Here is a 14,264-nt window from a genome sequence, read left to right as displayed (position 1 = left end):
AAACACTGTATTGGGTCATGTTGCGCACTCGTTATAACAACATCGCCAGGCCACGCAGCCAGGTGAACCGAAAATTGCTGGAGTGTTAAAACCCTATGTTGTCTTTTATTGCCAGGCGTTTGGGACTACTGATCCCGACTTTCTTCGGCGTGACCCTACTGACCTTCGCATTGATCCGGATGATTCCCGGTGACCCAGTGGAAGTGATGATGGGCGAGCGCCGTGTCGACCCAGCCATGCACGCCGAGGCACTGCATCGCCTGGGCCTGGACAAACCGCTGTATGCCCAGTATTTCGACTACATCGGCAACCTTGCCCACGGCGACCTGGGCGAGTCACTACGTACCCGCGAAAGTGTCTGGCATGAGTTCATCACTCTCTTCCCTGCGACCCTTGAGCTGTCGCTGGCCGCCTTGCTGTTTGCAGGAACCGTCGGCTTGATTGCCGGCGTGATTGCAGCGCTCAAGCGGGGATCATTGTTCGATCACGGCGTCATGGGCATATCACTGGCCGGTTACTCCATGCCGATTTTCTGGTGGGGCCTGCTGCTGATCATGTTCTTCTCGGTCTGGCTTGGCTGGACCCCCGTTTCAGGACGCATTGACCTGCTCTACGACATAGAGCCGCGCACCGGCTTTATGCTGATCGACACCCTGCTTTCGGATGAAGAAGGCGCCTTTGTCGACGCCCTGCAACACCTGATCTTGCCGGCAGTCGTGCTTGGCACCATTCCACTGGCCGTCATCGCCCGCATGACCCGCTCGGCCATGCTCGAAGTGCTGCGCGAAGACTATGTGCGTACCGCGCGCGCCAAAGGCCTGTCACCAGCGCGGGTGGTTTTCGTTCATGGCCTGCGCAATGCGCTGATCCCGGTGCTCACGGTGATCGGTCTGCAGGTCGGCACGCTGCTCGCAGGCGCGGTGCTGACTGAAACTATTTTCTCCTGGCCCGGGGTGGGCAAATGGCTGATCGAGTCCATTGGCGCACGTGATTATCCGGTGGTGCAAAACGGCATCCTGCTGATCGCCTGCCTGGTCATCATGGTCAACTTCGTCGTCGATATCTTGTACGGCCTGGCCAACCCACGCATTCGCCATCAGCGCTAAGGAGGCCTGAAATGACTACAGCTAACTCCCTCACGGCGGTTGATCAGAGCTTGCTCTATCCCTCACCGCTAAAAGAATTCTGGCAAGCCTTCGCCCATAACAAAGGCGCAGTGGCAGGCCTGATGTTCATGATCCTGATTGTGTTCTGTGCGCTGTTTGCCCCCTGGGTCGCGCCCTACAATCCGAGCGAGCAGTTTCGCGACTTCCTGCTGACGCCACCGGCATGGCTCGAAGGTGGCCAATGGCAATTCCTGCTGGGCACCGATGAACTCGGCCGCGACCTGCTGTCACGATTGATTCACGGTGCGCGCCTGTCGCTGATGATCGGCATGGCATCGGTACTGATGTCACTGATCCCCGGCATTTTCCTCGGGCTGGTTGCAGGCTTCTTTCCACGGGTCATGGGCCCGGGGATCATGCGCTTGATGGACGTGATGCTGGCCTTGCCATCGCTGCTGCTGGCGGTGGCGATTGTGGCCATTCTCGGCCCTGGCCTGATCAATACCGTAATCGCCATCGCTATCGTCTCGCTGCCATCCTATGTGCGCCTGACCCGTGCAGCCGTCATGGGCGAACTCAACCGCGACTACGTAACAGCGGCACGCCTGGCTGGCGCCAGCCTGCCCCGCCTGATGTTTATTACGGTGCTGCCCAACTGCATGGCGCCCCTGATCGTGCAGGCAACCCTGAGCTTCTCATCTGCCATTCTCGACGCCGCGGCACTGGGCTTCCTGGGGCTTGGGGTGCAACCACCAACACCTGAGTGGGGCACCATGCTGGCATCGGCACGCGACTACATTGAGCGCGCGTGGTGGGTGGTAACCCTGCCCGGCTTGACCATTTTGCTCAGCGTTCTGGCAATCAACCTGATGGGTGACGGTTTGCGCGATGCGCTAGACCCGAAACTCAAGAACGCAGTGTGAGGAGCCCACAATGAGTTTGCTTGATATTAAAAACCTCAGCGTACGCTTCGGCGACGCGAATGCCGTTCCGGTTGTGGATGGCCTCGACATCAGTGTCGACAAAGGTGAAGTGCTGGCGATTGTTGGCGAATCGGGTTCAGGTAAATCAGTCACCATGATGGCGCTGATGGGTTTGATCGAAGCACCGGGCAGAGTTAACGCTGACAGCCTGCAGTTTGACGGCACCGACATGCTGCGCCTCAAGGGCAAGCAACGTCGAAACATCATCGGCAAGGACCTGTCGATGATCTTCCAGGACCCGATGACCGCACTCAACCCGAGCTTCACCGTTGGTTTCCAGATTGAAGAAGTGCTGCGCCAGCACATGGGCCTCAAAGGCAAAGCCGCGCGGCAACGGGCGCTGGAATTACTGGAGAAAGTCGAAATACCGGGAGCATCCAGCCGGCTCGAAGCATATCCGCATCAGCTCTCTGGCGGTATGAGCCAGCGTGTTGCGATTGCCATGGCCATTGCCGCCGAACCTAAATTGCTGATCGCCGACGAACCGACCACCGCCCTCGATGTAACCATTCAAGCGCAGATCATGGAACTGCTGGTCAACCTGCAGCGTGAGCAGGACATGGCGCTGGTACTGATCACCCACGACCTTGCGGTGGTTGCCGAAACCGCGCAGCGCGTATGCGTCATGTACGCAGGCCAGGCAGTGGAAGTCGGCTCGGTGCCGGAACTGTTCAACAGCCCAACCCATCCTTACACCGAGGCGTTGCTCAAGGCGATCCCCGAGCACTCTCTCGGCGCCGAACGTTTATCGACATTGCCGGGCATCGTTCCCGGCCGCTACGACCGGCCACAGGGTTGCCTGCTGTCGCCACGCTGCCCTTACGTGCAGGAGCAATGTCGCCAGCAACGGCCAGCCCTTGAGGCGCATGAGCGAGGCGCCGTGCGCTGCTTCTTCCCGCTTAACCTGACTTCGGAGGTGGCTTGATGAGCACGCCTACAACTAACAGCGTGTTGTCTGCCCGCGACCTCACCCGCCACTATTCGGTATCAACCGGTTTGTTCCAGCCCAACGCCACGGTGCAGGCACTCAATGGCGTCTCGTTCGAACTGGCCGCAGGCAAGACCCTGGCGGTGGTTGGTGAATCCGGCTGCGGCAAATCTACCCTGGCGCGAGCACTGACCTTGATTGAGGAGCCCAGCTCGGGCTCGCTGCAAATTGCCGGGCAGGAAGTCACAGGTGCCAACAAGGCCCAGCGCAAGCAGCTGCGCCGCGATGTGCAGATGGTCTTCCAGAACCCTTATGCATCGCTCAATCCCCGGCAAAAAATTGGTGACCAATTGGCTGAGCCACTGTTGATCAACACAGGGCTGTCGAAAAGCGAGCGGCGCGAAAAGGTCCAGGCCATGATGCAGCAAGTCGGTTTGCGACCAGAACATTACCAGCGTTATCCACATATGTTTTCCGGTGGTCAACGTCAGCGTATCGCCCTGGCCCGCGCCATGATGCTGACGCCCAAGGTTTTGGTTGCGGATGAGCCGACCTCGGCGCTGGACGTATCGATCCAGGCCCAAGTGCTCAACCTGTTCATGGACCTGCAAGAAGAGCTCAATACCGGTTATGTCTTTATCTCGCACAACCTTTCGGTGGTGCGTCACGTAGCCGACGACGTGCTGGTGATGTACCTGGGCCGGCCAGCGGAGATGGGGCCAAGCGAGCAGATTTACCAACGCCCGCTGCACCCGTACACCAAGGCGCTACTGTCTGCGACACCCGCCATCCACCCAGACCCGAGCAAACCCAAGATCAAGATCAGTGGCGAGCTGCCAAACCCGCTCGACCCGCCAACAGGTTGCGCCTTTCACAAGCGCTGCCCCTATGCGACCGAGCAATGTGAAGTCGAACGCCCGGAACTGCGCCTGATCGATTCACGGCAAGTGGCTTGCCATCACGCCGAAACCATCAACAGCTAAGCGGCCTAGCACTCGTCGGTGCGCATAAATGCCATTGACGACTCCACAACACCAAAAACGCAAAAGCCCGCCAATTGGCGGGCTTTTGCATTGCTCTATCGCTTAGAGGTAAAAGGCTTTGAGCGGTGGAAAACCATTGAATTCCACGGCACTGTAGCTGGTGGTGTAGGCGCCGGTCGAGAGCCAGTACAGGCGATCGCCACTGGCCAGATTCAGTGGCAGGCCGTACTTGTAGTTTTCGTACATGATGTCGGCGCTATCACAGGTTGGACCGGCAATGACCACTTCTTCCATCTCGCCATTCTTCTCGGTCCAGATCGGGAACTTGATTGCCTCGTCCATGGTTTCGATCAGGCCCGAGAACTTGCCGACGTCAGTGAACACCCAGCGCTCGACCGCAGTGCGCGACTTACGTGACACCAGTACCACTTCGCTGACCAGGATACCGGCGTTGGAAATCAACGAACGACCCGGCTCAAGAATGATTTCCGGCAGGTCATCACCGAAGTCGTCCTTGAGAAAACGGATGATTTCTTCAGCGTAGGTTTCCAGGCTGTTGGTGCGTTGAATGTAGTTTGCCGGAAAACCGCCGCCCATGTTGATCATGCGCAGGACAATGCCGTCTTCTTCTTTCAAACGCTCGAAAATCACCTTGACCTTGGCGATTGCCGCATCCCAGACGTCGATATCGCGCTGCTGCGAACCCACATGGAACGAGATGCCGTACGGATCCAGGCCCAGTTGCTTGGCCAGGATCAACAAGTCCAGCGCCATGTCGGTCTGGCAACCGAACTTGCGCGACAGTGGCCAGTCAGCCGAGGTCGAACCTTCGGTGAGGATACGCACATAAACCTTCGAGCCAGGTGCGGCCTTGGCAATATTGCGCAGGTCCGCCTCGGAGTCGGTGGAGTACATGCGCACGCCCTTCTCGTAGAAGTAGCGGATGTCCTTGGCTTTCTTGATGGTGTTGCCGTAGCTGATACGGTCGGCACTCACGCCACAGGCCATCACCTTGTCCAGTTCATAGATGGAGGCGATGTCGAAGTTCGAGCCTTTTTCCTTGAGCAGCTGGATGGTTTCCACGGCCGGGTTGGCCTTGACCGCGTAATAAATCTTGGCGAACTCAAAGCCTGCGCTCAAGTCATCGTATGCCTTGCTGATGATTTGGGTATCAATCACCACGAATGGCGTTTCTTGCTTATCGGCAAACGCCTTCATCTTCTGGAAAGTGGCGGGTGCGTAGTAATCATCAACATTGATCGACATGCGTGGACTCCATTTGGCTAAACCGGAATACATAAATTTCGAGTAACTGAGTCCGCTAGGGTTCAATTATTCGGCGGGGCCGGTTGCTTCGATTGAAAGCGCCTTGGCAACAGTCAGTCGAAACAACGCAAATTGAGGCAGTAACCAAGGTTTACGGCGCCTGCATCAACTTTGAACGTCTGATCAGTCTCCCCACTTTGGTCGCCTACTTCCCAAGGCATTTCGCCGAGAATCACCCTTGTGCTGTTTCCACAAAAGAGCGACCTCTCGTCGTCTGTACTTGAGCCGGATGGATCGTTGCCAGCATGGACGTTCGGGGCGGAACTTTAGGGCCATGCGCCCTGTATATCAATCACCAATAAGCGCTTTTTTAGCCCTATTTGCCCCATAAGCAGCTGATCGTTTTAGATTCAAAACAAAACGTGTTTTATGCTGCACGAATTGAGCATTGAGGCCACTATCGGCCCAGAATGTGAATCCAGGATGACAACCTTTGCAGCCAGTTGAGTACCCGACCTGAGCCGCCCATTGCGGCCCCCCGGCAATACAAATTGGCACATGCCTGACTGCTGATCGGCTGATTCACCAAATGTAGCTGCTTTTCACGTTATAATTGGCGGTTTTACGGGTCGGCTGTCGTTCGCCCGCCCGCAACCGTATTCAGTCAGGCAATCACCCATGACCACACAGGCCGCCGAAGTCGCGAAACGTCGCACGTTCGCCATTTTTTCCCACCCCGACGCCGGTAAGACCACCATTACCGAAAAACTGCTGCTGATGGGTAAAGCCATTGCAGTGGCGGGTACCGTCAAATCGCGAAAATCCGACCGCCATGCGACCTCCGACTGGATGGAAATGGAAAAGCAGCGTGGTATCTCGATTACCACCTCGGTGATGCAGTTCCCCTATCGCGAGCACATGATCAACCTGCTCGACACCCCCGGTCACGAAGACTTCTCGGAAGATACCTACCGCACGCTGACTGCTGTGGACAGTGCGCTGATGGTGCTCGACGGCGGTAAAGGGGTTGAGCCACGGACCATCGCCCTGATGGATGTTTGCCGCCTGCGCGACACGCCGATTGTCAGCTTCGTCAACAAACTCGACCGCGACATTCGTGACCCGATCGAACTGCTTGACGAGATTGAGGCCGTACTCAAGATCAAAGCCGCGCCTATTACCTGGCCGATTGGCTGCTACCGCGACTTCAAGGGTGTTTACCACCTCAGCGAAGACTACATCATCGTCTACACCGCTGGTCACGGCCACGAGCGCACTGAAACCAAGATCATCAAGCACCTCGATTCTGACGAAGCCCGTGCGCACCTTGGCGATGAATACGAGCGTTTTGTAGAGCAACTCGAACTGGTGCAAGGCGCCTGCCACGAATTCGACCAGGACGAGTTCCTAAGTGGTCAGTTGACCCCGGTCTTCTTCGGCACCGCATTGGGCAACTTTGGAGTTGATCACGTTCTCGATGCCGTCGTTGACTGGGCGCCGAGACCATTGCCTCGTGCTGCCCATGAGCGGCTGGTTGAACCAACCGAGGAAAAATTCAGCGGTTTCGTGTTCAAGATCCAGGCAAACATGGACCCCAAGCACCGCGACCGTATCGCCTTCATGCGCATCTGCTCGGGCAAGTACGAAAAAGGCATGAAGATGCGTCACGCACGCCTGGGCAAGGATGTACGCGTACCCGATGCGCTGACCTTCTTCTCCTCCGAGCGTGAACAGCTGGAAGAAGCCTACGCCGGCGACATCATCGGCCTGCACAACCACGGCACCATCCAGATTGGCGACACCTTCACCGAAGGCGAAAGCATTGGCTTTACCGGCATTCCGCACTTCGCCCCGGAGTTGTTCCGTCGCGTTCGCCTGAAAGACCCGCTCAAGTCCAAGCAACTGCGCCAAGGTTTGCAGGAGCTTGCCGAAGAAGGCGCAACACAGGTGTTCTTCCCGGAGCGCAGCAACGACATCATCCTGGGTGCGGTCGGTGTGCTGCAGTTTGATGTGGTTGCCAGCCGCTTGAAGGGCGAGTACAAGGTCGAATGCGCTTACGAGCCGATCACCGTATGGTCGGCGCGCTGGATCGAATGCAGCGACAAGAAAAAGCTCGAAGACTTCAAGAACAAGGCCCATGAGAACCTGGCCATTGATGGTGGCGGACACCTGACCTACCTGGCGCCAACCCGCGTCAACCTAGCGCTGATGGAAGAACGCTGGCCGGATATCAAGTTCCGCGCCACTCGCGAACACCATTAAACGAGCGGATCGCCAATGGCGGATGGCGCTTTCTTCATCCACCATTGGCGCCGCTGCAGATGCCCGAACTCCAGCATGCTCGCAGTTGATCCGGGCGGACAAGCTTAGCGTTGCTGCAGTGCTTAGGCTTCTACCGGCTGGGCGAAGATAATCACGCATAGCCCAATCAACACCGCGCACGCAAAAAACCCCGCCCGCAGTTTGTGGCCTTTACGCCAGGACATCAGCATCGCCTGCAGCGACTGCAAGGTGTAATAGGCCACAAACATTTTCGAGGCGTAGGTGATGATCTCGTAGATATTGGCAAACCAGGTGATGCCGATTGCCACCAAGGCCGTTAGCAGATTGCCAATGCGTACAGGAAAGCGTCGCCCCGAGGCTTCTGCCAACAGGCCGCCTGCGCCATTCATGTCAGCGACCGCAGCTGACAGTTGCGACGACAATGCCGTGAGAATCAATAATGGCCCGAGCAAGCTACCAATGGGCTTGAGCAAATCAATAATTGCGGTTTCACCGCCCTGCTTTGGCAGGCCGCCACTGAACTGGCTGGTAATCAGCAACAGGAAAGCAATGTAGATCGCGGTGGCAATCCACTGTGCCCAGCGCATGCTGCGCACCCTGACTTCGGCACTGTATTTCGAGCCCAGGTAGCGTGACGTTTCGAAGCCCTGCACCAGGATCACCAGCCCCAGCAACACCGTGAGTGACTGCATGCCCTGATCGTGATGCTTGACCGCCCAAACCAGTTCACCCGCTTGCCACTCATGAAAATTAGCCAAGGCCAGCGCGACCAGAAGGCCGCCAATCAACGTCATTTTCAGTGAAACAACCCACACCTCGAGTCGCTCCAGACCCGCCAGGCCGCGCAATGTGCCCAAAAGACCAATAGCCGCGATGACTGCCGTCGACACAATACGGATCCACAAGGTTTCAAGCACCTCGCCAATGCGCAGGCCAAACGCGGCAAACAGGTTGAGGTAGTACGCGACCGAAACAAAATAGGCCAGGGCCAGGGCCAATTCAGAAAGTCGCTCAAGCCAGACATGGAAAGGCGCCGGATTATCATCCAGGTGCTTTTCAAGATGGGTGATGTTGTAGCGAATCGCAGCGCCGAACCAATATGCCAACAGACATAGCGCCAGCATCGCCAGCCAAGCCCAGGCACCTGCGGCGTGGGCAAGGATCGGCCCAGCTACCAAAAAGCCCGAACCAATGATCGAAGCCAGTGGCGTAACAGTCGCCCGCCAAAGGTTTGCCCGGATCAGGCGCGGATAAAAGAATACGGCTGCAAAGACCAGGCAGGCGATGACCAGCACAATATTCGGCGTCAGCACATTCATAGGCTTACTCGAATTACTACAGAACTGAAATCAACCCAGGGCGCTATGCATATGGTGCCGATCTACCCCGGTTGGCCTGGCAATATCACCTGCAGGGAACGGTTATCAGCCTAGACCATAGGGCATCATACGGCGATATGTGGCAAGATATTACAACAAGCCCGCCATGGGCTTGCCTGACCTCTTCCTTATGCGGTCCAGTGCCTTATGCCCAGCAATTCTGAAGCCCAGAAAACCCCGACTGCGCGCCAACGTTTTCGCGCCCGGCGTCGCTACCTGCGCGTTTTGCGACAGCGCCTTGCATTCTGGGTTGGGGCGCTGCTGGTTGGTTTGGTTGCACTTGCTTTTGCCTGGCTGGCGGATGAGGCAAATGTCTATTTCCAACGGATGCTCAACCATAGCAATTACTGGCCGTGGCTGGTCACCCCGTTAGGGTTCGCTGCTTTGGCATGGGCCACTCAAGGCTGGTTCAGAAACGCCAAGGGCAGTGGTATCCCGCAGGTGATTGCCACACTTGAGCGCCCATCCAGCCGTTTCCGCAACCGGGTGCTGTCGCTGCCTATTGCTGCGGTAAAAATGGTCCTTTCAGTCGCGGGCCTGCTGGTGGGCGCCTCGATTGGGCGTGAAGGCCCGACCGTGCATGTTGGCGCGGCATTGATGTACACATTCGGCAGGCGCCTGGGTTTGCAGGCACGCAGCGCGGGCTCCGGGTTGATCATCGCGGGCGGCGCGGCGGGTATCGCTGCGGCATTCAATACACCACTGGCCGGGGTTGTTTTCGCGATTGAGGAACTCAGCCACCGCTTTGAGCAAAGTCTCAATGGCCTGGTGCTGACTGCGGTCTTGATCGGCGGCATGGTCACCCTTGGCTTGATGGGCCACTACAGCTACTTCGGCCAACTCAGTGCCGAGCTACCGCTGAGTCGCGACTGGCTTGCAGTGTTGGTTTGCGGGGCTGCAGGCGGTCTGGCAGGTGGTTTGTACTGTCGCCTGGTATTGCCGGCCAAACTAGGCCCGTTGGCGCTGATGGCAGCCTGGCGGGCAAGGCGTCCGGTGATCTTCGCGGGTATTTGTGGCTTGGTCATGGCATTGCTTGGATTGATCTCCGGGCAGCATGTTTTCGGCACCGGCTATGCCGAAACCCGGGCGATTCTTGAGGGCCAGCCGGTCACCGATGCCAGCTTTGTCATCTGGAAGTTCCTCGCCAATGTGGTCTCCTACCTGGCCGGTATTCCCGGCGGGCTGTTTTCGCCCTCTTTGGCGGTGGGCGCCAGCTTTGCCCCCTGGGTGACCGACTGGATACCCGGTATCAGCTTGCAGGCGGCAGGCTTGATTGGCATGGCTGCGTACCTTGCCGGCGTCACCCGAACACCGCTGACCGCCACGGTCATCACCATCGAGCTATCGCACAGCCAGGACATGGCATTGCCCATCCTGGCCGCAAGCCTGCTGGCCAGTGCTATTTCTGGACGCATCTCTCCCGTACCGCTTTACCGCGCATTGGCCACGCAGCTGTTGGACGTCGAGCGTGAATCCATTGCCAAGCGGCGCAGCAAAAGACAGCAGGACAGCGCAGCTGCAGCCGCCCAAGCGCAGACAAAACAGGCGCCGGAGCCAGGCAACCCTGAACAGGGCCAGCCTTAGAACTGGCGATTCAGGGTTAAATCGTCGATGCTAGGCAGACGTCCCAAGACATCCCTGCCTTTATGCGCCTGATCGATACAAACACTCATCTCGACTTCCCCGACTTCGATGCCGACCGCACTGATGTGCTGGCGCGCAGCCGCGAGCTGGGAGTTGAACGCCTGGTGATCCTGGGCGTGCATCAAGCCAACTGGCAACGTGTCTGGCAATTGGTTGAGGGCGACAAGAACCTGTACGCCGCCTTGGGACTACACCCGATCTACCTGGCAGAACATCAGCCCCATCACCTGCAGGAGCTGCGCGAGTGGCTGCAACGCCTTGAAGGTCACCCGCAACTCTGCGCCGTGGGTGAAATTGGTCTCGACTATTTTATTGAGACACTCGACCGGCAACAGCAACAAACCTGGTTCGAAGCACAATTGCAGCTCGCAGCTGAGTTCGAACTTCCGGCATTGATTCATGTGCGTCGTTCCCATGCCAAGGTTATCGCCACACTCAAGCGCATAAGGCTCCAGCGTGGCGGCATTATCCATGCGTTTTCCGGCAGCTATGAGGAAGCTCGCGAATACATCAAGCTCGGTTTCAAACTCGGCCTTGGCGGCGCACCGACCTGGCCACAAGCATTGCGCATGCACCGCGTACTGCCGCAACTTCCCCTCGACGCGATAGTGCTGGAAACAGACTCGCCGGATATGCCGCCGGCCATGTATCCGCAGCAACGCAACAGCCCTGAACACTTGCCGGATATCTGCCATGCGCTGGCCCTACACTTCAAGCTCGACGCCGAACAGCTTGCATCAGTCACCAGCGCCAATGCCGCAGCGCTATTTGGCTGGTCGAGCTAAATAGCCTCGACCAGCGCACGCACCGCACTGGCGCTGTCTTGCCCAAGCGCCTGTTGTGCAAGTTGCTGGCAAAGCCCCCAGTCAAGCTCTCGCACCCGCGCCTTGACTCGCGCAACCGAACGCGCAGAAACACTCAACTCATCAACCCCAAGCCCAACCAGCAGAGGCACCGCCACCCTGTCAGTAGCCAGCTCGCCGCAAACGCCCACCCATTTGCCATGCGCATGAGCAGCGCTGACCGTCTGGTGGATCAGGCCTAGCACTGCCGGATGCAAGCCATCGGCCTGCGCCGACAACCTTGGATGGTCACGATCAATGGCCAGGGTGTACTGCGTCAAGTCGTTGGTGCCAATGCTAAAGAAATCCGCTTCCCGGGCCAAAACCTGCGCCAGCAGGGCAGCGCTTGGCACTTCAATCATGATGCCCAATTGCAAATCTTTAACCGGAACCTGGGCGCGGACATCTAGCGCTATATCCCGCGCGGCACGCCACTCTTCAACCCCACCAACCATCGGGAACATCACCCGCAACGGACGCTCACCGGCACAGCTGAACAATGCCCGTAACTGGGTTTCGAGAAGCTCAGGGCGCAACAGGCTCATGCGGATCCCACGCACACCAAGAAAGGGGTTGGTTTCTGCTGGCATAGGCCAGTAGGCAAGTGGCTTGTCGCCGCCAACATCGAGGGTGCGCACCACCAACGGCAAGCCATCAAGGGTATCAAGCACGCGCCGGTACTCACGCTCCTGGGTCGCTTGATCCGGCGCCTGGGCATGGTTCATGAATATCCACTCGGTGCGCATCAAGCCTATCGCTTCAGCGCCGGACTCGATCGCCAGCCCGGCCTCACTGCTCGAACCTATATTGGCCGCCACTTCGACGCCATGACCGTCGCGCGTGATGGCGGGCTTCAAACGCTCGGCATAGGCGCGCTCTTGTCGCTGCTGGCTCACCTCGCGCTCTTGCAGCGCTTGCTGCAAGGCCTGCTCGTCGGGCGCGATACGCACCATGCCGTGATCACCATCGACCAACAATTGCGTACCCTGCGACAAGGCCAGCACGCTTTCTCCGGCACCGACGACCGCAGGAATCCCCAACGCCCGGGCGATAATTGCACTGTGCGCCGTGGCGCCACCGCGTGCAGTCAAAATACCGGCAACGCGCTGGCGGTTGAGACTGGCAACATCCGATGGCGCAACTTCCTCAACGACCAGCACATAAGGCTCATCGGGCTCCTCCAACGGCTTCACGCCGCACAGGCTGGCCAGGACGCGCCGACCGATATCGCGCAGGTCGGCTGCACGCTCCGCCAACAGGGCATCGTGCAAGGACTCCTGTTGCCTGGCAGCGGTATCGACTTCGACGCTCCAGGCCGCCTCGGCACTGGCACCGCCTGCCAGCCTTGCTTGAATGTCATCATGCAGCGCCGGGTCACTCAGCATCGCTTGATGCATCAGCAAAATATCGCGCACATCGGTTTCCCGGCACTGATCAACGACCACCTGAATATCGGCGGCCACCGCTTTGAGGGCATCATAAAGCCGCTGGCGCTCGTGACGCTCGCCCCGTCCTTCTTCCGCATACTCAAGCACTGGCGGCACCCGCACCAAGGCAGGGCCAATGGCGATCCCCGGAGACGCGGCAACCGCACGCATGCGTGAACCGGCAGTGGGTTGATCAAGCCTTTGCGTCGAGCTCAGCGCATCCTCAATCGCTGCCTGGACGGCAGGCTCGGTATACACTGGCAATGGCTCGACCTGTTCACCCAGGCCCTGTTCAACTGCGGCTTTCAGGGCAGCCAATGCCTGCTCGGCAATACTGGGCTCGGCGCTGAACTCAAGCACCTGGCCACGCCGCGCACCGAGCCCAAGCAGCTTGCTCAAGCTCTTGGCAGACACGCCAAGCCCCGGTTCCTCAGCGAGACGCACGCGAATATCGCCCATGAAACCCTGGGCCAGCTCGCTCAACACCTTGGCTGGCCGGGCATGCAGGCCATGTGAGTTGGCCAGGGTGACACAGACCCGACTCCAGTCAGCCGGTACTTGGCCACCCAATGCCTCGAGCACGGTACGCCTTGATCTAGCCTGGCTGAATCTGTCGGCATGTCCCTCGATCAACAGGTCACACAAACGCTCAAGTATCGGGCGATGCGCTTCACCCAGACTGGCCAGACAGAAAAGCCCCCTGACCGGCTGTTGATTGAGTTCAACGGCGCGTTTGGGCGAAACAAAAGACAAACCTGGCAATTGCACCGATTGATCACAACCGAGCCACCACAAGCCACCGCCCAAGGCCAGCGGCTCGGCCTGCATCAGCTTGGCAATAAAAGCGGAGTCAACGCAGCCAGCCTTTTTCAGCAGCCGCGCGCCCTGCCATACCAATTCGTCAAAATCCTCCACCGTGACACCCAGGCGAATCAGCTGGCTGTCGAGCAACAGTTCCTGCGGCGCGCCTTGCAGCAAAGCGACTATGGTTTCGGCTTCAGTGGCTTGGTGCAGGGCCCGGCCCAGGCCTTCATCACTCAGGGCATGGGTGAGCAATTGCAGGAGACGTAAGTGCTCATCAGTCTGCGCAACAATGGCGATAGCCAGATACACCTGCTGGCCATCCCCCCAATCGACGCCCTGCGGGAAGTGGATCAAACGCACACCGGACTTGATGATCAGGTCGTGGCCATCCGCAGTGCCGTGCGGGATCGCCATACCCTGGCCGAGGAAGGTCGAATTCTGCGCTTCACGCGCGCGCATGCTGTCCAGATAACCGGGCATGACTAGACCAGCGTCAGCCAACCTTTCAGCCAGCATGCACAGTACTTCGTGCTTATCGCCTGCATTACGACCCATCTGGATCTGCGCAGCCTCTATCTCGAGCATGGAGCGCCTCCTGTATGAGCGTGAATTTAGCGAT

At 58.4% G+C, this 14,264-nt stretch carries 10 protein-coding genes; 7 read left to right on the top strand and 3 right to left on the bottom strand.

From position 1 onward, the window contains the following. Positions 1 to 95 precede the first annotated feature (95 nt). From PSES9_RS0119440 to PSES9_RS0119425, 4 genes are read left to right on the top strand one after another with little or no spacing between them, the layout of a single operon-like run. Entirely contained in the window at positions 96 to 1,106 is a 1,011-nt protein-coding gene (locus PSES9_RS0119440) for an ABC transporter permease subunit (protein WP_010489754.1), read from the top strand. Positions 1,107 to 1,117: 11 nt separating this feature from the next. Next, entirely contained in the window at positions 1,118 to 2,029 is a 912-nt protein-coding gene (locus tag PSES9_RS0119435) for an ABC transporter permease subunit (protein ID WP_010489752.1), read from the top strand. Between the two features lie 10 nt (positions 2,030 to 2,039). Continuing rightward, entirely contained in the window at positions 2,040 to 3,014 is a 975-nt protein-coding gene (locus PSES9_RS0119430) for an ABC transporter ATP-binding protein (protein WP_010489750.1), read from the top strand. Continuing rightward, positions 3,014 to 4,000: a peptide ABC transporter ATP-binding protein gene (locus tag PSES9_RS0119425; RefSeq protein ID WP_010489749.1), complete on the top strand. Its 987-nt coding sequence runs from the start codon at positions 3,014 to 3,016 to the stop codon at positions 3,998 to 4,000. The genes PSES9_RS0119430 and PSES9_RS0119425 overlap by 1 nt, the downstream gene beginning before the upstream one ends. Before the next feature lie 102 nt (positions 4,001 to 4,102). Here PSES9_RS0119425 and PSES9_RS0119420 read toward each other — a convergent pair whose 3' ends face one another. Further along, the gene (locus PSES9_RS0119420) at positions 4,103 to 5,266 is read right to left on the bottom strand and encodes a type III PLP-dependent enzyme (protein WP_010489747.1); all 1,164 of its coding nucleotides are present in this window, start codon (positions 5,264 to 5,266) and stop codon (positions 4,103 to 4,105) included. 678 nt (positions 5,267 to 5,944) lie between these two features. Between PSES9_RS0119420 and PSES9_RS0119415 the strand changes: the two genes are divergently transcribed. Next, positions 5,945 to 7,528, top strand: a complete 1,584-nt coding sequence (locus PSES9_RS0119415) for a peptide chain release factor 3 (RefSeq protein WP_010489745.1) — start codon at positions 5,945 to 5,947, stop codon at positions 7,526 to 7,528. Positions 7,529 to 7,650: 122 nt separating this feature from the next. Here PSES9_RS0119415 and PSES9_RS0119410 read toward each other — a convergent pair whose 3' ends face one another. Continuing rightward, positions 7,651 to 8,868 (bottom strand): hypothetical protein, encoded by a 1,218-nt coding sequence (locus PSES9_RS0119410; RefSeq protein WP_010489744.1) that lies wholly within the window; start codon positions 8,866 to 8,868, stop codon positions 7,651 to 7,653. A gap of 207 nt (positions 8,869 to 9,075) precedes the next feature. Here PSES9_RS0119410 and PSES9_RS23960 point away from each other — a divergent pair, with 207 nt between their 5' ends. Both PSES9_RS23960 and PSES9_RS0119400 read left to right on the top strand, forming a co-directional pair. Next, positions 9,076 to 10,512, top strand: coding sequence for a chloride channel protein (locus PSES9_RS23960; protein ID WP_010489743.1), 1,437 nt, complete (start codon positions 9,076 to 9,078; stop codon positions 10,510 to 10,512). 62 nt (positions 10,513 to 10,574) lie between these two features. After that, positions 10,575 to 11,357 (top strand): TatD family hydrolase, encoded by a 783-nt coding sequence (locus tag PSES9_RS0119400; protein WP_010489742.1) that lies wholly within the window; start codon positions 10,575 to 10,577, stop codon positions 11,355 to 11,357. Here the strand turns inward: PSES9_RS0119400 and ptsP are convergent. After that, positions 11,354 to 14,230 carry a phosphoenolpyruvate--protein phosphotransferase gene (gene ptsP, locus PSES9_RS0119395; RefSeq protein ID WP_010489741.1) on the bottom strand — a complete coding sequence of 959 codons (2,877 nt, stop codon included), beginning with the start codon at positions 14,228 to 14,230 and terminating at the stop codon, positions 11,354 to 11,356. The two genes, PSES9_RS0119400 and ptsP, sit on opposite strands and share 4 nt — an antisense overlap. Between the last annotated feature and the right edge of the window lie 34 nt (positions 14,231 to 14,264).

The organism is Pseudomonas sp. S9, from assembly GCF_000222125.1.
GTDB lineage: Bacteria > Pseudomonadota > Gammaproteobacteria > Pseudomonadales > Pseudomonadaceae > Aquipseudomonas > Aquipseudomonas segetis.
The sequence above is the reverse complement of the archived record's forward strand: the minus strand, read 5'-3'. Positions and strand labels throughout refer to the sequence as shown.

Excerpts from the sequence above, each read along its gene's own strand:
- PSES9_RS0119435 (WP_010489752.1), top strand. The coding sequence starts at position 1,118 with ATGACTACAGCTAACTCCCTCACGGCGGTTGATCAGAGCTTGCTCTAT.
- PSES9_RS0119440 (WP_010489754.1), top strand. The coding sequence starts at position 96 with ATGTTGTCTTTTATTGCCAGGCGTTTGGGACTACTGATCCCGACTTTC.
- PSES9_RS0119425 (WP_010489749.1), top strand. The coding sequence starts at position 3,014 with ATGAGCACGCCTACAACTAACAGCGTGTTGTCTGCCCGCGACCTCACC.
- PSES9_RS0119430 (WP_010489750.1), top strand. The coding sequence starts at position 2,040 with ATGAGTTTGCTTGATATTAAAAACCTCAGCGTACGCTTCGGCGACGCG.
- ptsP (WP_010489741.1), bottom strand. The coding sequence starts at position 14,230 with ATGCTCGAGATAGAGGCTGCGCAGATCCAGATGGGTCGTAATGCAGGC.
- PSES9_RS0119420 (WP_010489747.1), bottom strand. The coding sequence starts at position 5,266 with ATGTCGATCAATGTTGATGATTACTACGCACCCGCCACTTTCCAGAAG.
- PSES9_RS0119400 (WP_010489742.1), top strand. The coding sequence starts at position 10,575 with ATGCGCCTGATCGATACAAACACTCATCTCGACTTCCCCGACTTCGAT.
- PSES9_RS0119415 (WP_010489745.1), top strand. The coding sequence starts at position 5,945 with ATGACCACACAGGCCGCCGAAGTCGCGAAACGTCGCACGTTCGCCATT.
- PSES9_RS0119410 (WP_010489744.1), bottom strand. The coding sequence starts at position 8,868 with ATGAATGTGCTGACGCCGAATATTGTGCTGGTCATCGCCTGCCTGGTC.
- PSES9_RS23960 (WP_010489743.1), top strand. The coding sequence starts at position 9,076 with ATGCCCAGCAATTCTGAAGCCCAGAAAACCCCGACTGCGCGCCAACGT.